Raw genomic sequence first — 21,727 nt, forward strand, 5'->3', positions numbered from 1 at the left:
CGACGCGGCTCAATGCGAAGACACGTCGCAAACCACCGAGCTGCCAAACCTTCGACGAGGCATTCCTTTTCCAGTAATACCGAATCGATTCTATTGCCTTAACTTGACCACAGGCTGGATATTCGCTCGAAACTTCACAGCGAGCGGATTGAATATTCTCCGGTTCTGTTCGATATGGAGATGAGTTCGTTGTTCTGCAGTTCGACCCAGCCATCTTCCGGTCGCTGGGTGAATCCGGACGATGCGACTACAACGCCCACGTGTTCCCCCTGATCGCCCTTGATTTCGCGGTAGCGTATGGCCCTGTAATCAAGCGCATGCCTCTCGACACCGTATTCCCGATATATCTCTGTGATTCGGGGAGGGGTCTCGACTCTTCCCGAAGCCCGCACGCAGACAAGCTGGTCGCGACTTTGGACAAGGCAGTTATAGGATGATTTCGGATAGACCTTGCGAAGCTTTCCGATCGCCTGGCTCACCGCCTGCTCAAGAGAGTATCCCTCGCTGAGTTCCTGCAGAACGACCGAGAAATACATCGCCGTATCGCTTTTCCCACCAGTGCTGAGAAAAAGGTCCCTATCGATCGGAAAGTCGGAATTCTCGACGATGTTGCGGCCTTCGTCGTCGCTGATATCGCCATTATGGCTGAAGGCAAGTCCTCCACTGTAGAAAGGCTGCTGATTCTCCATGATCAATGGGATGTTGGAAGATGCAAGACGCAGATGATATATTGCGCCGCGTGCAGGCTGTGCGGCGAATGCCTCGAAGGCAGAATCAAACTCTGCGGCAACGGTGGAACGATAAAAGCGATTTTCGGTCTCCGGACTCGGCGCTCCGCCATCCTTGCTGAATGGCTCCTCCTGGGTTGCAGCGAGTAGTGCGGTACCCCAGCCATCGTTGTGGATCTTGGAGATCTCCCGAAACTCCACAACCGCCTCATGCCCGAGCACTTCCTCCAGACTGAGATTGCGGCCGTCCGTTGCATACCCTAATAATCTGCACATAATTCGCATTGCACCTAAACGTAAAAGCAGAGTGTCAGATGCAGTGAGCACGAAGCTACATCATGCCCATGGCAGCTGACACTCAGCATAAATGGTCACCGATGCTCTACATTATGCCAGTTCTTTGAGTTGGCTGTGTAAAAGGTCTCACAGCGAAAGATCGCGCAGGCAATATGGGCGGCATCATATCCGGTGCGATCACTCCTTGGGATTATGCCGAACCGTGCTCGAGTGACGGCGCGAGCGCCGCAAGGCAATGCGCTTGAGGCGCGGGACCGGGCGCGTGGAGACGAAGAGCGGCTGGACCTCAACCAGTGGGTTGTATGGCGCCAGCCCGAACCACTTGACGGGAGAACCGGCGACATGCCTGATGGCATACTTCACCTGCAGCGAGATTGCGCCGCGCGTCGTTATCTTCGATTCGGGCATGAGGGCCTTATGCACGAGGACGTACTTGATGGTTCCTATCTGCGGATCCTCGTCCACCTTGGGGTAGAGCGAGGTCTGCTTTGGCAGCTCGCCGTTGTCTATCAGCTCATGCATGATCTGATGCAGATAGGTTGCAACGTTTGGGTCCACCTTGAATCCAAGACGGATCCGGACACGAAACATATGGTTCGTATCGAAGTTCTCAACCGAATATTCGCGGGTGAACGGGTCGTCAGTCGTCTGCACCGACACCGACCACCACGCGCGGGCACGCTTTGGATGATCCGCGAAGATCGAGAAGAATATGTCCGTATCCAGACGTCCCATCTCCGAGTCGGATGTCAGATAGACCAGATTATCCGCGAAGTACGGGATTCTGAAATCCTTGTGCAGCATGTCCAACGCCGGAAGGAATTCCTTTGGATTCATGTGTCTTCGCTGCGAGCGCTCGACTCTCGTCCCCTCGTCCCAGGTGTACATGATGAACAGGCTGGCAATCGTAAGCAGCATGGTGAACCAGCCACCATGCAGGAACTTCGCCATCGATGCAAGGAAGAACAGCGTCTGAATTGCCAGGAACACAACCGTGAATATGATTGCAAGCACATGCCTGTGCTCGAACCAGATATATACGCCTAGGAGCACGGTTGTCGTGATCATGGTGATGGTGAGCGCCAGACCATACGCGGCGGCAATGTGTTCGGAGTCCCTGAACAGCCCCAGAACCACAAGGGTGGCCGTGCACAGTACCAGGTTGACGACCGGAATGTAGAGCTGGCCGCGCGTGCGAGCCGGGTAGCGAACCTGCAGATGCGGCATCCAATTCAGACCGGTGGCTTCGGAAACCATCGTGAAGGCACCCGTGATCAAGGCTTGCGACGCTATGACGCCCGCGGCGACCGAAAGCAGGACCGCAGCGTAGCGCACGCTTGGGTTGAGCATCTGGAAGAACGGGTTGAGATTCGTCAGGCCATGCAACGCCTTGTTGTTCTGGTTTCGCAGCATCCAGGCACCCTGGCCGAAGTAGTTCAGGACGAGGGCGACCTTGATGAACGGCCATGTGGCATATATGTTGCCACGTCCGACATGCCCCATATCCGAATACAGAGCCTCGGCACCGGTCGTTGACAGGAAGACCGTTCCCATGATGGCAAGACCGGCGGCATTGTTGTGGCTGAATAGAAATTGAATGCCATACAACGGATTGAGTGCGGCAAATACCGACCAGTCGTTGCCAAGGTTCACGACCCCGGCAATGGCAAGGAAGCCGAACCAAACCATGACGGTTATGCCGAATACCTTGCCGATGCGTTCAGTGCCTCGCGATTGCACCGAGAAGAGAATCAGAATGACGACAACGGTTATCATAAGAGTGAGATTCTCATTGTCGCCGAACACAGATGTCAGCATCGGCAAGGTTTTCAGACCTTCGACGGCCGAAGAGATGGAAACCGCTGGCGTGAGCACCGAATCCGCGAGGAATGCCGCGCCGCCCAGCATTGCAGGAATGACCAGCCAGCGTGCATGTCGGCGCACGAGGCTGTATAGGGCGAAGATGCCGCCCTCTCCCTTGTTGTCGATGCGCATGGCGATCAGAACGTATTTGACGGTTGTGATAAGCGTGATCGACCAGAACACAAGGGAGAGCATGCCCAGGACTGCAGGGCGGTTCGTGTTCTCGAGACCTCCCTGACCGGCGAGGAATGTCTGCGCCATGTAGAGCGGAGATGTGCCGATATCGCCGTAGACCACGCCGAGAGCGACGATCGCCATGCCAAAGGTGATCTTATCGGGAGACTGTCGCGCGCGGCGCAGCAGTCGGCCGAATGGCCCTCGAGGCTTCTTCGCAAGAAGAGACGCCTCACGCATGGCCTCCTTGCGAGCTCGCTTCATCGCCGCCTTTTCTTCGCGGGTCCTGCCTTGCTTGGAGACCTTGGGGGCCTTGGTGATGCTCTCCGCCGGAAGGATGGATTCAGGAATCACATCATGGGTGACGCTGTCCTCCACCTTTGTCTTCTCTGATGTCCCAGGCTTCCCGGAGATCTCAGACTTCTCTGATGCCCCAGACTTCTCTGATGCCTCATCCTCGACATCCTGCTTTCTGATGATCTGGGTAACTGCGGTGTCTTCGGCGAAATCTCTCGTATTCGAATTTCCGTCCATGGATTCAGTCGACTTGCCGCGCGAACCATGGGAGTCCGAACTATGATTCTCCGAAGCGTTGTCATCGATGCTTTCGGCATGTGAATGGGATCTGTTGATATCCTCGTTCGTGTCGTTGCTCTCAGCAGATGAATCATGCTGTGTTCCAGCCATACACCCTCCAATGGCAGTCGATTGGTAAGGCTGCCTCACGAGTTAATTACGCGTCCGATACACGTTAGCACCTTTCATATCCATACTGAACTTTCACGCTTCAGGTTTTGCGCGAATCGGATTGCCCTGTCCCCTCTGCAGCGATCGACCAAGTCTGGAGCGGCATTCATGCGAATTGGTTGCGGCCTATGAAGGTCCAAGAGAAACCACGCGCGGAAAGGAAGGATGCCGTCTTTTCCATGTCTGAAGGCTTCTCTCCATCCAATCCGGCACTCTTCTCAGATGCCGTATACCGCCCGCGTGGTCCTGCGCGTGGCGCGGGCGACCTCCGCCACGGGCAGGTCGACGGCGTCTGCCATTGCTCCAAGCGTGTAGGGAATCATATATGGGGCGTTGGTGCGGCCGCGGAAGGGCATCGGCGACAGGTACGGGGCATCGGTCTCGACCATCGCATGGTCCAGTCCGACGATTCTGAGCGATTCGCGTATGCCGTCGTTGCCCTTATACGACACCGTTCCCGAAAAGCTCAGATACCAACCGTGGCGCCGGGCAATCTCGGCCATCTCGGCATCGCCCGAATAGGAATGAAACACGGTTCTTTCCGGTGCGCCATCCCTGAGCAAGGTCTCGACCACCTCCTGGTGGGCGTCACGGTCATGAATCTGCATCGGTAGATTCAGCTCCTTGGCAAGGGCTATATGGGCGCGAAAGGCTTCGCGCTGCATGTCGATGGCAGCCTCGCCAGTCCTGAAAAGATCCATCCCGGTCTCCCCTATGGCTACGACCTGTCGGGGGTAGGCCTTGGCAAGCTCGCCGACCTTCGCGAATGCTTCCTCGAAGCTTGCGTCGTGCCAGGGTTGATATTTCACCGGCAATCCGTCCGGGCCAGGGACACCGCGATGCCCGTGAAGTACAGCTTCGTTGGGGTGAATGGCGACTGCAGCATGCACCGAATCTGGATGCTGCAGAGCCATCTCTATTGCCGTCTGCAGATGCGGCAGCTCACAACCGACATCGATGATTCCCTCGACGCCAGAGTCCTTGGCTTTGTTCAGCAGCTCGTCGACAGAGAATACGGGCACATCAGCCTGACCTCGCTCGTGCGCCTGGCGGTTCATTTCGCGCGCAAATGGAACGACGGATGCCACATGCGTATGGTCATCGATGACGGTGGCGTCCTCTGGGAGTGGCTGCGGAGCAGGCGCCCAGCTGCGATTGCGATGATGTTTGCTCATATATCCCATTGTGTGCGAAGTGCCGACCGATGAGGCATCGGCCTCGGCGAACCTTCACCATGCTGGGCATTCAAGCTGGGCGTTCAGACTGGGCATCCATGCCCGGCGTTCCAAGCGGGCCATAAAAAGAAGAAACCCGACGGGGGGAACCGTCGGGATTAGAGAAGAGAGAAGAAGGGATTCAGTTAGGGGATTCGATTGGGAACCTCATCAGCGCTACCATCTGCTGACAATTCATATATAACCAGCCGATCCTTGGTAACATGATGTGCTTTCCTAAAAGTTATCTGAGAATCATGTGTCTGGATTGTGACCAATCTACATTGCAGACAGCAGGCCTTCACCTGCAATCCTGAAGCCGACAGGCAGCCGTCACGCTTCCTGCGTCTTCTCCTTCTCTTTCGCAAGATCCGCCTTGGCCTTGGCCAAGCGCTCAGCCTCCTTCACTCGTCTGGCATCGAGCTCGGACTGGAATCTGTCGAGTTCCTCTTGAACGGCTTCTTTGGGAATCTTCTGGAAAATCGGGGATGGCTTGGAGATGGGCGTCCCATCGACCAAAGGCTCGCGCTTCCAAGGATGCACGTTCACGCCAAGCTTGTATGTGCCGGTTATGATCTGATACTCGAATTCAGGCTTATCCAGGTCATGGACCTGCTCGAGATGCGGCAATGGCGAGAACGTGCCCTTGCCACCCATCGTCTCGAATACCTTCTGAGCGGAATGAGGCAGGAAAGGCGCAAGAAGCACGTTCGCGTCGCTTACGGCCTGAGCCGCCGTGTGAAGAATGCAGGCCACACGGTCTTCATCGTCCTTTATCTTCCAAGGTTCTTCGGCGGAGATATACCTGTTGATTTCACCGACGATGCGCATCGCCTCGCCCAAGGCCGCCTTCTGCCGATGGCGCTCGATCAGATCCCCGACAGTGTCGAAGGCCTTCGCGCTCTCTTCGAGCAATGCGGTGTCTTCGTCGCTGAGTGTCGATTCATCGACCTCTGGGATTGCGCCGAAATGCTTGAACAGCAGATTCGCCACGCGATTGACCAGATTGCCCCAGCTCGAAGCAAGCTCTTCATTGTTATGGCGCACGAACTCGGACCATGTGAAGTCGGCATCCGAAGTTTCAGGACCTGCGATCGATATGTAGTAGCGCACGGCATCCACCTGATACCGTGCAAGAATGTCCTTGACATAGATGACGATGCCCCGCGAAGAGCTGAACTTCTTGCCTTCCATGGAGAGGAACTCGCTTGCCACGACTTCCTGCGGGAGGTTGAGCTTTCCGAACTCTCCGGCTTCGCCACCCTTGGAACCCTCGCCGTTGTATGCCAGCAGCTCGGATGGCCAGATCTGGGAATGGAAGGTGATGTTGTCCTTGCCCATGAAATAGTAGCCGGGCGCATCCTCATCATTCCACCATGCACGCCATGCATCAGGGTCTCCTTGGCGACGCGCCCACTCGATGGAAGCTGAAAGATAGCCGATCACGGCATCGAACCACACATACAGGCGCTTGTTGGGGTTGTCGATCCAGCCATCCACGGGGATGGGAATGCCCCAATCAATGTCGCGGGTTATCGCGCGTGGCTTCACTTCCTTGAACAGGCCGAGTGAGAAGTTGATGACGTTGGTTCTCCAACCCTTGCGGGTTTTCAGCCATGCAAGGTTTGCCTCGGCAAGTGCCGGAAGGTCAAGGAAGAAGTGCTCCGTTTCCTTGAAGATGGGAGTTTCGCCGTTGATCTTGGACACGGGGTCGATCAGTTCATCGGGGTCAAGCTCATTGCCACAGTTATCGCACTGGTCGCCTCGAGCGCCGGACGCCCCGCAGATCGGGCACGTTCCCTCGATGTAGCGGTCTGGTAGCGTGCGCCCTGTCGATGGCGAAATGGCGACCTTCTGCGTCCCTTTATATATGTATCCGTTTTTCAGGCACTGTTCGAACATCTCCTGCACGACATGCTCGTGATTGCCAGTCGTCGTTCTGGTGAACAGGTCGTAGCTCAAACCCAAGTCACACAGGTCCTTCGATATGACACGGCTGTAGCGATCGGCGAGCTCCTGCGCGCTCACGCCCTCGGCCTCCGCCTGAACGAGAATCGGGGTTCCATGCTCGTCTGTGCCGGAAACCATCAGGACGTCATTGCCTTTCATGCGCTCGTAGCGCGCATACACGTCGGACGGCACTCCGAAACCGGCGACATGACCTATATGACGTGGACCATTAGCATACGGCCAAGCGACCGAAACAAGGATATGACTCATAGTCCTTGATTATTGGTGTCGGCGAGGACAGCAGACAACATGTTTCACAGGCTTATCCACAATCCACCGACTGCTGGGCGAATATCCACAACTGCACCTGCTGAGCCGACCCTTGCCACATCGCCCTGAGCTTTCGCGTAGTTTCTTGGCATGAAAGTCATTCAGCAGCGATCATCGCAACATGCCGCAAGCCGAAGGCGGCCCGACACATTCATCGACATCGATTCCCTGCCAGGGCCTCTGAGCATGAGGTATCTGAGCACATTGAGAATCGTTACGAAGATGGATGACCATAGCTGCTTCTCAAATGAGAACCTGCATACCCTCTATGGTCGAGCGTCAATCGCGGCCCGCCTGGTTCCGATCGGCGCCGCAGCATGCACATACCTTGCGCGATGGATATGGTCCGGTGGGAAATTCCCCGGGACCATTGACATAATCTCGAATTCGCATTTTCGCGCCGCCGTCCACGGCCACCTGATCCGTGTGAATAACCGACGAATCGGGGCAGACCATATGGTTCAGATAGGAACCTTGCTGCTCACTTCACCAACGAGAACGGCGTGCGACATCGCATGCAACGAAGACACGAGCGAAAGCTTCAACGAGTCGGTCGAGACCATCAGCAGGATGCTGGAGCTCTATGATGTCGAACCTGAAGAATGCATGGAGCTATTGATCGACAATCAGCGTTGGCCGGGGCATGCGAAAGGCTTGGAAATCATGAGAATGATTGTTTTCCTGTCCGGCTCCCGCACGCTCAGGACACACATGTCGCATGGCAGCGGGAAAGCCCATGTTCCGGAAGATGAAATCGAAGCGGTTTGCCATGATGGACCGCTGAATGAGCATGGATCGGGAACCAATGCTGACGCCGCGCACATGGCGAAACGAATGAACGGCCGAATTCCAAGAAGCGCACCGACCGAGTGTCTGGCTCAGGCAAGGCAATGACCCGACGCGATGCGCACCGAACCGCAAGACACTCGCGGCGCTTCTTCACATCTTTCCGAAAGCCCTGCGAGCAAAGGCTGCTGCCCATTCACCCGAATGCAGGCGATGACTCTGCCTTGCAGGGCAATGCCCTCGATCCGCCCAAGCCTCCGCTTCCCCAGACCGCGTTGACTGCATGCGATCCGGCAACGCCACTCGACGCACTGTGGTCGATTGCGCACGAGCGTCCGGAGCTGCGTCAATGGGTCATCGCAAACACATCGGCGACTCCTGAGCTGCTCGAATACATCGCCCAGGCTGGCGGCCCAAACGTCGCGCGCTGCATGAGAATTCTATTGGATTCGCTGGGCTCCTGATGCTGAATGATGCTGCGCGGCAGTCAGGCGACGATAGGCGACGTTAAGCCCCATTCGAAAGGCAACGCCGCCCTAGGACTTGAGTTCCAGGACTGCGGAATAAATCTGCTTGCGGTTGGGCAGCGAACCATCGGGCAATGGGTGCTCCTGCGCGACGACGGCGATGGCATCCTTTATGCGGATGCCGTCTTCCAAGGCGCGATCAATGGCCAGCACCGCCAAATCCTCCGCCGACAGATTCGAAGGCGCAGCGGCCATCGCCTCATCCTCACTTGCGCCAGCGATGACGAGCACCATCTCACCACGAGGCGGATCGTCAACGATCGACTGCCGAATCTCGCCTATGGTCCCACGCCGTATCTGCTCGTAGTCCTTGGTCAGCTCTCGGCACAACGCCATGCGCCGATTGGGGCCGAAGGCGTCGAGAACGTCAACGATCGAATCTGCGATGCGGTGCAGCGTCTCATAGAAAACGATGGTGCGCTGCTCGGACTGCAACATCCGCAAGTGCTGAACACGTTCGGAATGACGTCTTGGGAGAAAACCTTCATAGCAGAAGCGGTCGGTCGGCAATCCCGAAAGCGCCAAGGCATCAAGAACCGCACTCGGACCTGGAGCGCACGTGACTGGCAGTCCACGCTCAATCGCCCGTCGAACGACCGCCAATCCAGGATCGTTGATCGTCGGCATTCCCGCATCGGAAACGACCAAGACGCATGCTCCGGATTCGACCTGGTCAAGTATGTCGTCAGCCTTGTCGCGCTCGTTGTGGTCATGATATGAGATGACGGTTCCTCCCACATGCAAGCCCAGTCGGTTCGCCAAGTCATACAGCCTGCGGGTGTCCTCGGCAGCAACGAGATCAGCGTGCTCGATAAGCGATTTCAGACGCTGTGAGGCGTCAGATACATTGCCGATGGGAGTTGCGGCCAAAACCAAGGTCCCGCGTGGAACGATCCTCGCCAAATCCCCTTCGGATACCGCTTCTGCAGCGCCTGCGCTGCGTTCATCCTCATCTTCGTATTCGCTTTCCTCTCCCTTCTGGAAGGCTGGGTCTTGTGATAATTGGACATTGGGCGTTTGCATAGTTCCAGTATCCTCTACTCTTAGGATTGATGCGTTTACGAAATAAAAACACTTGGGGACACGCTTCCACAGTGCGGAAGCTTTCATCATTCATGCCTGCCGCTGGATCGCGGGCGTATGCTGCGTATACCTGGGCATTGAGCATACTCATGGCTGTCTTTGGCGGAATACTGCGATTCGCACGCCTTGGATCGCCCCATGCCATCGTCTTCGACGAAACTTACTATGTCAAAGACGCCTGGACGATGCTGATGACCGGCGAACCAAGAAACTGGCCCAAGTCGGTTGGCATCAACAACACGCCCATTGACACCTTGTTCGCCCATGGAGATACGCAGGGCTGGCTGCAATCAGCCGAATACGTGGTGCATCCTCCAATAGGCAAATGGATGATTGCAATCGGCCTGAAATTCTTCGGCGGAGCAGGCGACGCATTCGCATGGCGCTTCTCCACGGCCTTCGTCGGAACGCTTGCGATCCTGGTCCTCTGCAGGGTTGCCCTGCGAATGTTCCATAACCTTCCCATTGCACTTATCGCGGGATTCCTGCTATCAATCGATGGTCTCGGCATCGTCATGAGCCGCACCGCCCTACTCGACAACTTCATCATGATCTTTGTGCTCATGGCCTTCGCATGCCTGCTGATTCACAAGGACAAGGCATATGAGCGGCTCACCGCGGCCTACGCGCAGGACTCCCAGCGTCGGAGTGCAAGATTCATGCCGGTTCTGATCCGTTTCGGCAAGAACCGGGGAAAAACCAGACTGACGCTCGATGCACGGGGACCGTGGATTGCCTTCTCATGGTGGCGTGTCGGCGCGGCCATTCTGCTCGGGCTTGCAACGGGAACCAAATGGTCGGGCATATACTTCTTTGCGGTCTTCTCCGTGATCTCAGTGCTGTGGGATGCGTGGAACCGTCGCGAGGTAGGATACCGCAACTGGTTCTCGCACGGATTCCTGAAGGACGCTCTTCCGACCGCTGGCTTCATGTTGCCGATCTGGGCTGGCACATACCTGGCTTCCTGGACGGGATGGTTCCTGCATTCGGACTCATATCTGCATAATTGGGCCGCGGACAACCCTGGCCAGGGCGTCACCTGGCTGCCGGAGGGTCTGAGATCGTTCGTCGAATACCACAGAGAGATGTGGGACTTCCACACCACTCTCGACACGCCGCACAGCTATATGGCGAACCCGCTCACATGGCCATTGCAGATACGCCCGACCAGCTTCTATTGGGAAAACGTCAACGGAAGCCCGGGACTATGCGCGCTGTCGCCCTCGTCGCAATGCGTCGTTGCCGTGACTTCATTGGGCAATCCGTTGCTATGGTGGCTTGGATCATTGTGCGTCCTGGTCGGAATCGTGATCGCTTGCTTCATCAAGAAAGGCGATTGGAGAATACTGGCCGTTGCGGCTGGCTTCATCGGAGGATGGCTGCCTTGGGCGCAGTATTTGCACCGGACCACCTTCACCTTCTATTCAATAGTGATCTTGCCCTGGATCGTGCTGGCGATCTGCTATGTCGCCAACTGGCTCAGAGAGAACGTCGCCGCGGTCAACTACCGGGTCAGCGTCGGCGCGGTCCTGGTCGTGCTTTCGATCGTCTCTCTGTTCTTCTACCCAATATGGACTGCCATGCCAGTGCCATACGAATTCTGGCTTGCCCATATGTGGCTGCCGAGCTGGATATGACCGGAACAATATAACCGAAGCGATATAACCGAAGCACGGCCGCACAGAACAACGATGGCAGAAGCTCGCGGCCGATAACGGCCACTCACCGAAGCTACGCGAAACGCACCGCGCTTCACGCCATACGCTTCAGCCGAGCACAAGGTCCCGCCTTCGATAGCATTCGATCGCAATCACGCAGAGAACCAGACTGAGACCGGTCATCCAAGAGAACGTCGCCCAATCGACGGTTCCGGCAGGAACGGAATTCACCCAGCCATATGGTGAAAGGCGGCGAGTCCACTTCGGCAGATTCATCAGGTCTGCGAGATATAGGGACATGAATCCATATACTGGGACGATCCATATCACTTTCTGGAAGCGTGGAGCGCACCCTGAAAGCAGTGCAGCCATAGCGCAGACAACCATTACGGCAGGCCAGAAGCCAAGGAATCCACGCATGTATGTGGACAGCGCGATGGGCTGGTCCATTGCCTGATTGCCGACGAGTCCCAAGCCCAGCACTGCGGCTGCAAGGCAGACTGTACCTATGAAAGCTGCGAAGATCAGAAAGACAAGGCTGAGATGCCGACGAGATAGGCGCTTCGCATGAAGCATCTCCAAATACCCCTTGCCTTCGTCAGCGTTGAGACGGAGTATCACCAAAATCGCAGGAATGGAGACCACGACTGCAAAGATGCTCGTCAGCGTACCTGACAGGGACAGCACGATTGCATGAATGCCCGCAGCCTTGGAGGTGCCTGCCAGAAAGTTCCCAAGGACGCCGCTGGATGAAGCCAGATCTCCGACCGTTCCAAAGATCGAGCCATAGCTTGCACCAAGAACGAACATGCCCAGAATCCAAATCACCGCGCTCACCCGCTCCAAGCGGACGAGCAGGCTCATCGGTCCTCGCAGAAGCATGCTCGCAGCGCCCCGCCCAGCCCTCGCTGGAATCAATCCAGCACCAAGATCCTTGACCGAGGCAAGCGGGACCGTGACCAGAAGCATCAGGACGCACACTGCGGCCATCCACAGCACTGGCATCCAGTCATTGCCCACATAGGGCTTGGTAAGCTCGATCCACCCATAGACCGTCCATCGAGTCCACTGTGGACGCTGAACGTCGGTCACCATTCGCAGGACGTAGAGGGCCGCGAGAAGAAGATAGCTCACCATGGTCGTGCCTCGCGCATTGCTGGCGAGCTGAGCGATAAGCAGCGTGAAGGTGCCGAACATCATGCCGAACGCAGCGAGCGAAAGCCCAAAGAGCCAGTCTCCCGAAGCATCCGAACCTGGGACCGAGGCAGCCATGAGGCCGAGGCTTTCAAGGACCCCGGCAATCAGGTTGACGGCTGCAAGTTCAAGGATCGCCGCAAGCAGCGGGCTCTGCCTGCCTGTGGATCGCGACAGAACAAGTTCCACGGTTCCGCGGTCTTCCTGTGCGCGAGTGGCACCGACTGCGATGTGAATGTTCATCATCGCGGAGAACATGCCCATGAAGACGGTCATCTCGCTGCCATAGATCATTGCACTGCGATACGGCTCAGTGCCGAAGAACGGTCCGAACATTGCCACCATCGAAGGGGTCCTCAAGGTTTCGACTATGGCCTTCATGGCGGCTTCGGTGCCATAGAGATCGCCGAACTTGGCCGCCGCCGCAGCGATCACTGCGACGAGACCGACGACCCACAGCGTGATTTTCAGCCAATCATCATGCAGATTGATGCGTAGCAGCTGACCGACATTCGCAAAGCTAGCGCTGCGCATGGTCGTGCGATTCCATGTTTCGTGACTCCGTGGCAGCAGGGCGGCTGTCTGATGAGGAGGGCCCATCGGACGGGGTCTCGTTGTAATACCTCATGAATAGATCTTCCAAGGTCGGCGGCGTGCTTTCGAAGGATGTGATGCCAAGCGGCTGAATCGCGGCTATCAGATTCGCAATCGAGTCGGAGTCGACCGAGAACACGGCCTCATTCTCTGACTTCGCATCGAAGTGCGACACGAATGGCAACGAACCGATGCGATCGAGCGGCTGAGCAGTCCTGGCTCGGATGATGCTGCGGCTGAACTGCCTCATCTCGTCAAGCGTGCCTTCCTCGATGATCTCACCCTTGCGAACGATGCCGATTCGGTCGCATATCCGTTCCACTTCGCTCAGGATATGCGAGGATAGCAGAACACTTTTGCCCGCATCCTTCAAGGCGAGGACATGATTTTCGAAGATGCCGATCATCAACGGATCAAGGCCGCTGGTGGGTTCATCGAAGACATAGAGATCGGCATTGCTTGAGAATGCCGCGACCAGCGCAACCTTCTGCCTATTGCCCTTGGAATATGTTCTCGATTTCTTGGTGGCGTCGAGGTTGAATTCACGAATCAGGTCATCGGTCCTTGAACTGTGGCGTTCGCCATTGAGCCTGAGCAGTGTGTCGATGATCTCTCCCCCGGTGAGATTCGGCCAGAGGAACACGTCTCCGGGAACATATGCGACACGACGATGAATGTCAACGGCATCGTTCCATGCGTCCTGGCCGAAGATCTCAGCTCTTCCTTCGTCCGCCTTCAGCATGCCAAGAAGAATCCGGATGGTGGTTGATTTTCCAGCACCATTGGGACCTATGAAGCCAAATGTCTCTCCTGTGCGAACCGAGAAGCCCACCCTTCTCAGGGCTTGAAATCTGCCGAATTTTTTCCCAAGATTCTCAACCGTTACCACATCAGTCATAGCTCCTCCTATCAGAGCTCTGTGATCCAATGAAACAGCAACTGCAATCGACTCGGAATCGATTCGGATTCAGTATAGTGCTTTTGGTCGGCGTTGCACCCATCTCACGGGTGAGATGATGAGGGAATTTGCAGACTGCGATTTTCAGCATGGCAAGCAACATGATAAGCGAGATTGCAGCCGCTTCCGCATACGCCTCACGGCCTCTGTGATGCATCTACTCTGCTCCCGCGCTCTCCCCCGCTCTCAGGCTGCTTCATGCTCAGCTGGTATTGTGTTATTCGGTTTCGAAAGTTCTACATACGATTCAGCTTGGCTGAAATCGTGATGTGTTGGGAATTCATGCGCGCTGCGCGATGAGCAAGGGGTTTTGCAATATGGCTGTCATCCGTTGGTTTATCGAATTGCTGAAGGATCCCAGAAGCGCGATTGCATCATGGATTGCCCTTGGCCTGGTGCCAACGTATTCGTTCATTTTTCTGATTGTCTTTATCGAGACGGGCATAGTGTTCATGCCTTTCCTGCCAGGTGATTCACTGCTGTTTGCCGCAGGTGTGTTCACACATGATCCGAAGAGTGGCATGACACTCGCTGTGCTTCTTCCAGTGGTGTGGATCGCACCCATTCTTGGCGATCAAAGCAATTTCTTCATCGGGCATTTCTTCGGACGCAAGATCATCGAATCCGGCAAGGTCAAGGCGCTCACACCGGAAAGAATCGCCAAGACAGAGAGCATGATTCAAAAATGGGGTCCGCTTGCCGTCTTTCTTGGCCGTTTCTTCCCCATCATCAGAACCTTCATGCCATTCATCTCAGGAATTTCAGGCATGTCATGGTCACGCTTCACGCCATACAGTGTGCTTGGGGGTCTCGTCTGGTCAAGCCTGTTCACCTTCCTGGGCTACTTCTTTGGCGGCATACCTGCCGTTCAGAAGCATTTTGAGCTGGTCATCATCCTGATTCTCGCAGTCTCCCTCCTGCCCACGGTTATCGGCCTTTTCAAGGCAAGATTTGGGAAGAAGAAGACGGCCTCGCACGCCAAGTGACTATCTGGCAGTCATATCCGATTTGGATTCCACGCAAATTTGGCTGCTGTCAACAACCGCAGCGGCATGAGGGTCTTCTGGCGAATCGCTCTGTGATTCGGCGATTCGATGATTCGGCGATTTGCGCAGGATCACGTGGAATTCTCCTCTCAAATTGCGAAAGAACAGACCCTGCGCTAAAGTGGCATTCGTTGTCTTGCAATGCACGGCAACATCCACTTGGGGCTATAGCTCAGTTGGTAGAGCGCTTCGTTCGCATCGAAGAGGTCGGGAGTTCGACTCTCCCTAGCTCCACAGTTCATTCTGCGTCGCGGTTCATTCCGATTCACGACTCATTCCGATTCACAGCTTGCGAGCTTCTAGCAACCTCGTTCTTATCGAAACCATTGCAATGAGCGCGTACACCATCTGTCGGTCCCGCTCCGAATTCGACTGACAAGTCCACACGATCGCCATGCGTGTCATCGTCCGCATCCAAGATATCTGCAGACAGTCCGGGCCACGTCTGAGAAGCATCGGCAAAGGCACTTCAAACGCCTGGAATACAATTTCTGGGCATTTCGGTCCTCATCGACCTGCTTCACAAGTCGAGATTGCAAGTTTTTGGCACTTCGTTGAGTATATACGGCCGAAAACGGCATGATAGCCACCGCCAGTGCACCAATTCCACTGTTTTGTACTTTCATGAGTGCCAAAAACTTGCAATTCCAACAGAAAACTGACGGTCAGCATGAAAAACCGCGCGTGCAACAGAGCAATCACCGCAATGTGCAGCACACATCAAAAGCATACGAGCCTCTCCGTGCGACCTTGCTCGGTTTCCTCAGGATTTCAAAGCCACATCTGCCGAATCGGCAGCCCAGCACGCGCGAAAATCGATTGTTGCGGTCTCTTCAGAGTGTTGCCAACGAAAACGTTGAAACCACGGTTCGAATTCGGGCATTTTGAGACATGCTGTGGGAAAAGGCCGCACAATTCGGCATCCGGATTTCAATGGCTCACCATCGTGCCTTGAAACCAGATGAAATCGACACCTCGCCCCTCCACACACGACACAGCTCATCACAGGGTACTCGGGGATACGGCAAGGGGCCGGTCTGCCAGACCGACCCCTCATGCAACCTCATGCACCCTTATGCACAGTCAATACCTACTTGACGTTATCCCTGCACAGCGGAAGCGTTGCACAGCGGAAGCCTCCGGGGAACTTCGTGACTTCCGAGAAGTCCAAGGGAACCGGCTCGACGTCGTGCGCCCGAAGCGCATCGGCCAGTCGCCTTGCCCGCGAATCGATGATGATGCGGTCTGGTGCGAGCGCGACTGTGTTGACCATCAGCGAGCGGGCCTCGACGTCGTTGGCCTCGATCAGTTCGAAGCGCGAGGCTATCTGGCTGCGCGAATATGGCGTCAGCGACGATGAATGGATGTATCCGAGCTTCGGCCCCACCATCGTGAACTTCGTGTCGAGATGCACGACTCCGCGGCCTGAGAACTCGATCGGGACTATCTCCCGGTCGATGCCGGCGCGTGAGAAGCATGCCCTCAGCGCGCTGATTCCCTGAAGATTCGTTGCCTCGCTCAGACCGACGAAGACGACGTCGTCGGTCACCATCACATCGCCACCCTCGATATGACCGGACTCGATTCTCTCGACCTTCGAGAACTCGGTGAGATACGGTTCGAGAGCCCTCTGCTCCTTCTTCCTGATTGGATCGCGCGAACGGGACAGGAAGATCGTGTCATCGACCGCAAACGCGATGTCCCTCGGATACAGCTGAATGTCAACGTCCGGCAGCGATGCGAGGGTATGGACCTTGACGCCGGAATCGACCAGGGTCTGCACGAGCTTGTCATGCTGACGTCGCGCGATGTCATGATTGGGCACGCGAACCGTATTGTTCTCGACATATCGAAGGCTTGCCAGATCCGGGTAGCGCAGAGACCCCCAGATCAGGTTCCACCAGTTATATGTCTTGTATGGACCGACTATCGCCTCGTGCAGCTTACCGATATCGCTGGGGTTTGCAATCTGAATCATGATGCTCCTATCGTCCTTCGTTGCCGTCGACGCGAGCCGCAAACCTATTTCGCGGCACAGAACTTTCAACAGGCCCAACCCTAACGGCAACATTGGCCACATGTCCAACATAAACGAATTCCAAAAATGCGTCAAGCTCCGCCGTGCTTGCGCGGTGATACCCGCTCGCTATGCTTGCAAGCATGAGCAAGATCGTCAATCACTCGGCACGCCGACTGGAAATCGTCGACGCGTGTCTCAGGGTGGTATCGAGAGTCGGGCTTTCAGGGGCGACGACACGCGAGATCGCAAAGGAGGCTGGGGTCTCCCATGGGATCATCTCGCATTATTTCAACGGGAAGAACGAAATATTGCGAGCCGCATTGCAACGTTCATACCAGCAGCTTGCCGATCGCATCGACGCGAATCTCAATGGCCTGTCCGGTCTGGAAGCACTGCAACGAGCGGTGTATGACGCTCTTCCAGTCGATGAGGAAGGCCGGATTGGAGAGCAGATCGAGCTTGCATTCTGGGCATATGCAATCGGGAATCCCGAATTGGCAGAGGAGCGCTGGCGCTCATACACCGAGTGGAGACGCGCGCTCGAACTGCTGATCAGAGGCGCGCAGGCCCAGGAACATCTTGCCGGTCCCGATCCATCCCTTGTGGCAGAGACGATCATTTCGGCGCTCGATGGACTCGGCGCGCAGGTCGCGATGTATCCCGATCGCATCCCCGCGGAACGCATGGTCGAGATCATGGATGCCCTGCTTGCCGGTTTCGGCTTCGTTACGACCAAGAACACATGAGGTAAATTCCAGAGACTTTTGAGCAAACTCGCAAGAATGATGATTTATATTGGCCATATGGTCAATATAAATTCGAGCTCAGGCATCGTCACTCAAGCGCTAGGCAGGCGCCAATGATGACGATGGAGAGCACAGTGACGGCTCGGCCTGTCATCGGACGCGCATACTATCCCGCACTCGTGGCCGCCAGCACCAGCATGTGGGCAATCATCCTCGGCCCGGTCCTGAGCACGATTCCCAATCAGGTCGACAGCATCGCACCAGGGAACAAGGTGTTCGGACTCGCTCTCGTAACAGGCATCGCTGGCATCGTCGGCATCGTCACGAATCCACTCATCGGACATCTGAGCGATATCACCAGAACCCGTTTCGGTCGTCGAATCCCATGGTTGGTGGCCGGATTGGCGGTCATCCTTCCCGTATCGATCATCATCGGTCATTCGAAATCGATCGCCGAGCTCGCTCTGTGGTGGACCCTGCTCCAAGTGGGCGCGAACATGCTCATGGCTCCGACATCGGCCACCATACCCGACGTGGTTCCCGAACGGCGCAGAGGCATGGCATCGGCATGCCTGGGAATCGCCGCCGCGGCAGCCCCCGTCCTAGGGACCGGCATTCAGACCCTGGTCTCATCGCCAAGCCTGGTATACATGATTCTTGGCGGGCTGATCTGCCTCGCACAGCTATGCTTCATCGCCACGCTTCGCAATGACCACACCCTCCCACAGGCCCACCCCAGAACGAGAAGACGCATTCGCTGGGAACACCTGATTCCACGCAGCAAGGATTTCTGGCTGGTCTGCGCGCACCGGATTCTTTTCGGCCTCGGGCAGAACATGGCACTCGCCTATCTGTTCTACTATCTTCAGGATGTCATTCACTATGCCGCGCAGCACCCCGGCCAGACAACGGACGACGGAGTGCTGCTGCTGACCGCGATATATGCGCCATGCGTCATCGTCGCCGCCATATTCGCGGGCTCGCTGACTGACAGAACCGGCCGCTTCACCTGGTGTCTGGTGACCGCCACACTCGTATTCGCGGTGGGAGCGGTGCTTGGTGCGGTGACCGCCAGCTGGATTGGGGTAATCGTCCTGGCTGTGCTCACCGGACTGGGGTATGGGGCATATGCGTCCACAAGCATGGCAATGGCAGTCCATCTGCTCCCCGACGGCGAACGCCGAGCCCGCGACCTGAGCCTGATCAACGTCGCCGACCTGAGTGCAATCGCACTGGGACCGATCCTTGCAGCGGCAGGCATCTCCCTATCCGGCTACTCGGCGGTGTTCATAGCCTCAGGAATTCTGGTGGTCGTCAGCGGAGTCATCGTCACAGCCATCAAGGGCGCCCACTGAGCTCACAGCGGTGTCATCGGCGTCCGCAGGCACCGTCATGTCAGTGACGCCACTCTCGATTGCGCCGGTTGGCGACAACCATCTCCGAGCCACCTCATGCTCTCATCTCTCACCTGCAGCGCCCGGCGACCATCAGGCCCTTTCCTCCAGCACGGGATACTCATTCTTGATGACGAAATACGATCCTCGAATGGTTCCGGCCAACTTTGACTTCTGTCTGGCAAACTTGAATCTATCGGCGAGTTCAGCAGGTACCTCCATGCCTTCGCACAGCTTGAAACCGACGGCACGCTTCCCTTCCGGATCCAGCGAATACATGACATTGACCGAAAGCCCGCTCTGATAGAACACATAGGCCATGTTCAGAGACGCAACCTGAAACCGCGAGGTCTGCAATGGCAGCGAAGCAAATTTCAATCCTCGCTCCTCCTCAAGCACATGGTTCACGTATTCCAGCGTCTCTTCGCTCTCCTCTGCGGGTGTGACCGTGAAGCGATGCTGGTACTTATTCCAATAGTATCGAGCCTCGTTCGCCCTGACGCCTGCCAAGGCCTCTGCATATGGCGATGATTCGAGGCCCTCGACCGACACTTGCTTAAAATCAACGATCATTGACATTTCAATCCTCCAACGAAGTCCAGGAACTCCCCCGGCACAGAACTGACCCAACCCGAAGGATTCAAGTCTAAACCGTCACCATCGAATATGGCAACAGCGAACGGCATGCATGCCCCGTCCGATGAAAATCGGCAGACAGCTAGGGATCCCAGCGACGGTGGGCATGCGAGCACCCAGCATCGGACCCGAGCGAACACCCCTCTCCAAGGGCCTGTTCTCTACAATGACCTGTTCTCCATAATGACCTGTTCCCTGCTATGAACTGACTCTCAGAGCATGGCAAAATCAGCGATTCATTCCTCAGATGTCTTCAAAGATACATGAATATTAATAGATATATACATAATATACCTATTAAATTTAAAGCAAATTTCTGAGATAAAAAGCCACAATCCCCATTCTTGAGCAATGGCAAAGCACATAAATCATCAATCCTTATAGTTCATAATTAATGAATATACATAATATTTGGAAGTCACAATAATTTATGATAAATTCATTAAGAATGCAATGGAGCACACAGAAAGTTTGGTCATGATTATGGCTACGTCATTGGGATATATAGAGTCACAGGTATTTCCGCGGGTCCGGAATTCAGTGCCGACACGCGCCGCAGAGATCTTTGAGAACTGCTTCTCGGACACTCTGCAATCGACGGTCACGGTCGATGAAAACGATTCCGCATTCATGGTGACCGGCGACATATCCGCGATGTGGCTTCGCGATTCCACCTGGCAGCTCTATCCATACCTGCGTTTCCTGAACGCCGACAAACACCTGCAACGCCTTGTCGCGCAGGTTTCTCGCAGGCAGCAGGCCTATGTACTGATAGATCCCTACGCCAATGCATTCAATCCCGCGTCAAACGCAGCAGGGCATCAGGATGACCATACGATGATGAGCCCTTGGATATGGGAACGCAAATATGAAGTGGACTCACTATGCGCGCCGATATATCTGGCATACGCCCTATGGTCCAGAACCGGGGAGACCTCTCACCTGCATGATTTCGAGCAAGTGCTGCAGACCATACTGACGGTGTGGAGGATCGAGCAGCATCATGATGCACAATCCACGTATCTCTTCGAACGCGATCACCCTTTCAAACCGTCGGACACGCTGGGAAGAAACGGCAAGGGCCCTGAATCGGGATTCACCGGAATGACATGGAGCGCCTTCCGACCAAGCGACGACGCCACGGCATACGGATATAACATACCCGACAACGCATATGCGGTTCTTGTGCTCAGGCACGCGGCTGCAATCGTCCATGAAGTGCACCATAACGAGGCCCTGCAGCAGCAAGCCCTTGAACTCGCAGATGAGATCGAGCAGGGCATACTGACGCATGGAATCGTCAGCGTGCCAGGCATCGGTGACATCTATGCCTATGAAGTCGACGGACTGGGGAACTCGATCCTGATGGATGACGCCAATCTTCCCAGTCTGCTTTCACTGCCCTTCCTGGGCTGGGACATAGACGATGACACGTACCGCAGGACTCGTGAATACATACTCTCACCATCAAACCCATTCTGGTATGAGGGCGCATGCGCGCAAGGGATCGGCAGCCCGCACACCCCTGAGAACTATGTATGGCCCATAGCCCTGAGCATCCAGGGACTCACCAGCAACGATGCGGGCGAGCGCGAGCAGATACTCAAGACCCTGTCCCAGACAGACGCGGGGACTGGACTCATGCACGAGTCTTTCGACGTCAACGATTCACAAAGCTACACGAGACCTTGGTTCTCGTGGGCAAACGCAATGTTTTGCGAATTCGTGCTGAATTATTCCGGATTCGATGCTGATTGATCAGCTCGATCAGAGAGAAGGGGG

Annotated in this window: 16 protein-coding genes and 1 tRNA gene; 8 read left to right on the plus strand and 9 right to left on the minus strand. The window is 55.9% G+C overall.

Annotated features, from left to right (window positions below):
- Positions 1-134: 134 nt before the first annotated feature.
- From QN062_RS05495 to metG, 4 genes are all read right to left on the minus strand, one after another.
- Positions 135-1,004, minus strand: coding sequence for a class II glutamine amidotransferase (locus tag QN062_RS05495; RefSeq protein WP_369340844.1), 870 nt, complete (start codon positions 1,002-1,004; stop codon positions 135-137).
- Positions 1,005-1,202: 198 nt separating this feature from the next.
- Entirely contained in the window at positions 1,203-3,749 is a 2,547-nt protein-coding gene (locus QN062_RS05500; protein ID WP_369340845.1) for a KUP/HAK/KT family potassium transporter, read from the minus strand.
- A gap of 278 nt (positions 3,750-4,027) precedes the next feature.
- Positions 4,028-4,984 (minus strand): TatD family hydrolase, encoded by a 957-nt coding sequence (locus QN062_RS05505; RefSeq protein WP_369340846.1) that lies wholly within the window; start codon positions 4,982-4,984, stop codon positions 4,028-4,030.
- A 372-nt stretch (positions 4,985-5,356) separates the two neighbouring features.
- Entirely contained in the window at positions 5,357-7,243 is a 1,887-nt protein-coding gene (metG, locus tag QN062_RS05510) for a methionine--tRNA ligase (protein WP_369340847.1), read from the minus strand.
- Positions 7,244-7,393: 150 nt separating this feature from the next.
- On the opposite strand from metG, the gene QN062_RS05515 reads away from it, so the two are divergent.
- On the plus strand, positions 7,394-8,197 hold the full coding sequence (locus tag QN062_RS05515; RefSeq protein ID WP_369340848.1) for a hypothetical protein: 804 nt from the start codon (positions 7,394-7,396) through the stop codon (positions 8,195-8,197).
- The gene (locus tag QN062_RS05520) at positions 8,194-8,553 is read left to right on the plus strand and encodes a hypothetical protein (RefSeq protein WP_369340849.1); all 360 of its coding nucleotides are present in this window, start codon (positions 8,194-8,196) and stop codon (positions 8,551-8,553) included. The genes QN062_RS05515 and QN062_RS05520 overlap by 4 nt, the downstream gene beginning before the upstream one ends.
- A gap of 72 nt (positions 8,554-8,625) precedes the next feature.
- On the opposite strand, the gene rsmI is transcribed toward QN062_RS05520, so the two are convergent.
- Complete coding sequence (gene rsmI, locus QN062_RS05525; RefSeq protein WP_369340850.1) at positions 8,626-9,639, minus strand: 16S rRNA (cytidine(1402)-2'-O)-methyltransferase; 1,014 nt, start codon at positions 9,637-9,639, stop codon at positions 8,626-8,628.
- A 29-nt stretch (positions 9,640-9,668) separates the two neighbouring features.
- Between rsmI and QN062_RS05530 the strand changes: the two genes are divergently transcribed.
- On the plus strand, positions 9,669-11,336 hold the full coding sequence (locus QN062_RS05530) for a dolichyl-phosphate-mannose--protein mannosyltransferase (RefSeq protein ID WP_369340851.1): 1,668 nt from the start codon (positions 9,669-9,671) through the stop codon (positions 11,334-11,336).
- A gap of 129 nt (positions 11,337-11,465) precedes the next feature.
- Here the strand turns inward: QN062_RS05530 and QN062_RS05535 are convergent, their stop codons facing one another.
- Positions 11,466-13,085 carry an ABC transporter permease gene (locus QN062_RS05535; protein WP_369340852.1) on the minus strand — a complete coding sequence of 540 codons (1,620 nt, stop codon included), beginning with the start codon at positions 13,083-13,085 and terminating at the stop codon, positions 11,466-11,468.
- Positions 13,072-14,043, minus strand: a complete 972-nt coding sequence (locus QN062_RS05540) for an ATP-binding cassette domain-containing protein (RefSeq protein WP_369340853.1) — start codon at positions 14,041-14,043, stop codon at positions 13,072-13,074. Before QN062_RS05540 ends, QN062_RS05535 begins: the two co-directional genes overlap by 14 nt.
- A gap of 377 nt (positions 14,044-14,420) precedes the next feature.
- Here QN062_RS05540 and QN062_RS05545 point away from each other — a divergent pair, with 377 nt between their 5' ends.
- Positions 14,421-15,089 (plus strand): VTT domain-containing protein, encoded by a 669-nt coding sequence (locus QN062_RS05545; protein WP_369340854.1) that lies wholly within the window; start codon positions 14,421-14,423, stop codon positions 15,087-15,089.
- A 221-nt stretch (positions 15,090-15,310) separates the two neighbouring features.
- Positions 15,311-15,383: transfer RNA gene (locus QN062_RS05550), tRNA-Ala, on the plus strand.
- 856 nt (positions 15,384-16,239) lie between these two features.
- Here the strand turns inward: QN062_RS05550 and QN062_RS05555 are convergent.
- The gene (locus QN062_RS05555) at positions 16,240-17,127 is read right to left on the minus strand and encodes a dimethylarginine dimethylaminohydrolase family protein (protein WP_369340855.1); all 888 of its coding nucleotides are present in this window, start codon (positions 17,125-17,127) and stop codon (positions 16,240-16,242) included.
- 182 nt (positions 17,128-17,309) lie between these two features.
- Between QN062_RS05555 and QN062_RS05560 the strand changes: the two genes are divergently transcribed.
- Together QN062_RS05560 and QN062_RS05565 are read left to right on the plus strand one after the other, a co-directional pair.
- Positions 17,310-17,915, plus strand: coding sequence for a TetR/AcrR family transcriptional regulator (locus QN062_RS05560; RefSeq protein ID WP_369340856.1), 606 nt, complete (start codon positions 17,310-17,312; stop codon positions 17,913-17,915).
- Between the two features lie 122 nt (positions 17,916-18,037).
- The gene (locus QN062_RS05565) at positions 18,038-19,270 is read left to right on the plus strand and encodes an MFS transporter (protein ID WP_369340857.1); all 1,233 of its coding nucleotides are present in this window, start codon (positions 18,038-18,040) and stop codon (positions 19,268-19,270) included.
- 132 nt (positions 19,271-19,402) lie between these two features.
- Here the strand turns inward: QN062_RS05565 and QN062_RS05570 are convergent, their stop codons facing one another.
- Entirely contained in the window at positions 19,403-19,888 is a 486-nt protein-coding gene (locus tag QN062_RS05570; protein ID WP_369340858.1) for a phage tail protein, read from the minus strand.
- Between the two features lie 534 nt (positions 19,889-20,422).
- Here QN062_RS05570 and QN062_RS05575 point away from each other — a divergent pair.
- Positions 20,423-21,703 (plus strand): glycoside hydrolase family 125 protein, encoded by a 1,281-nt coding sequence (locus QN062_RS05575; protein ID WP_369340859.1) that lies wholly within the window; start codon positions 20,423-20,425, stop codon positions 21,701-21,703.
- Positions 21,704-21,727: the final 24 nt, after the last annotated feature.

This window comes from Bifidobacterium sp. WK012_4_13 (assembly GCF_041080835.1).
GTDB classification, from domain to species: Bacteria; Actinomycetota; Actinomycetes; order Actinomycetales; family Bifidobacteriaceae; genus Bombiscardovia; species Bombiscardovia fermentum.

Bases quoted from the DNA above. Each gene is read 5' to 3' on its own strand.
- QN062_RS05570 (WP_369340858.1), bottom strand. From the start codon at position 19,888: ATGTCAATGATCGTTGATTTTAAGCAAGTGTCGGTCGAGGGCCTCGAA.
- QN062_RS05515 (WP_369340848.1), top strand. From the start codon at position 7,394: ATGAAAGTCATTCAGCAGCGATCATCGCAACATGCCGCAAGCCGAAGG.
- QN062_RS05495 (WP_369340844.1), bottom strand. From the start codon at position 1,004: ATGTGCAGATTATTAGGGTATGCAACGGACGGCCGCAATCTCAGTCTG.
- QN062_RS05540 (WP_369340853.1), bottom strand. From the start codon at position 14,043: ATGACTGATGTGGTAACGGTTGAGAATCTTGGGAAAAAATTCGGCAGA.
- QN062_RS05575 (WP_369340859.1), top strand. From the start codon at position 20,423: ATGATTATGGCTACGTCATTGGGATATATAGAGTCACAGGTATTTCCG.
- rsmI (WP_369340850.1), bottom strand. From the start codon at position 9,639: ATGCAAACGCCCAATGTCCAATTATCACAAGACCCAGCCTTCCAGAAG.
- QN062_RS05500 (WP_369340845.1), bottom strand. From the start codon at position 3,749: ATGGCTGGAACACAGCATGATTCATCTGCTGAGAGCAACGACACGAAC.
- QN062_RS05505 (WP_369340846.1), bottom strand. From the start codon at position 4,984: ATGAGCAAACATCATCGCAATCGCAGCTGGGCGCCTGCTCCGCAGCCA.
- QN062_RS05565 (WP_369340857.1), top strand. From the start codon at position 18,038: ATGGAGAGCACAGTGACGGCTCGGCCTGTCATCGGACGCGCATACTAT.
- QN062_RS05545 (WP_369340854.1), top strand. From the start codon at position 14,421: ATGGCTGTCATCCGTTGGTTTATCGAATTGCTGAAGGATCCCAGAAGC.
- QN062_RS05520 (WP_369340849.1), top strand. From the start codon at position 8,194: ATGACCCGACGCGATGCGCACCGAACCGCAAGACACTCGCGGCGCTTC.
- QN062_RS05555 (WP_369340855.1), bottom strand. From the start codon at position 17,127: ATGATTCAGATTGCAAACCCCAGCGATATCGGTAAGCTGCACGAGGCG.
- QN062_RS05530 (WP_369340851.1), top strand. From the start codon at position 9,669: ATGCGTTTACGAAATAAAAACACTTGGGGACACGCTTCCACAGTGCGG.
- QN062_RS05535 (WP_369340852.1), bottom strand. From the start codon at position 13,085: ATGCGCAGCGCTAGCTTTGCGAATGTCGGTCAGCTGCTACGCATCAAT.
- QN062_RS05560 (WP_369340856.1), top strand. From the start codon at position 17,310: ATGAGCAAGATCGTCAATCACTCGGCACGCCGACTGGAAATCGTCGAC.
- metG (WP_369340847.1), bottom strand. From the start codon at position 7,243: ATGAGTCATATCCTTGTTTCGGTCGCTTGGCCGTATGCTAATGGTCCA.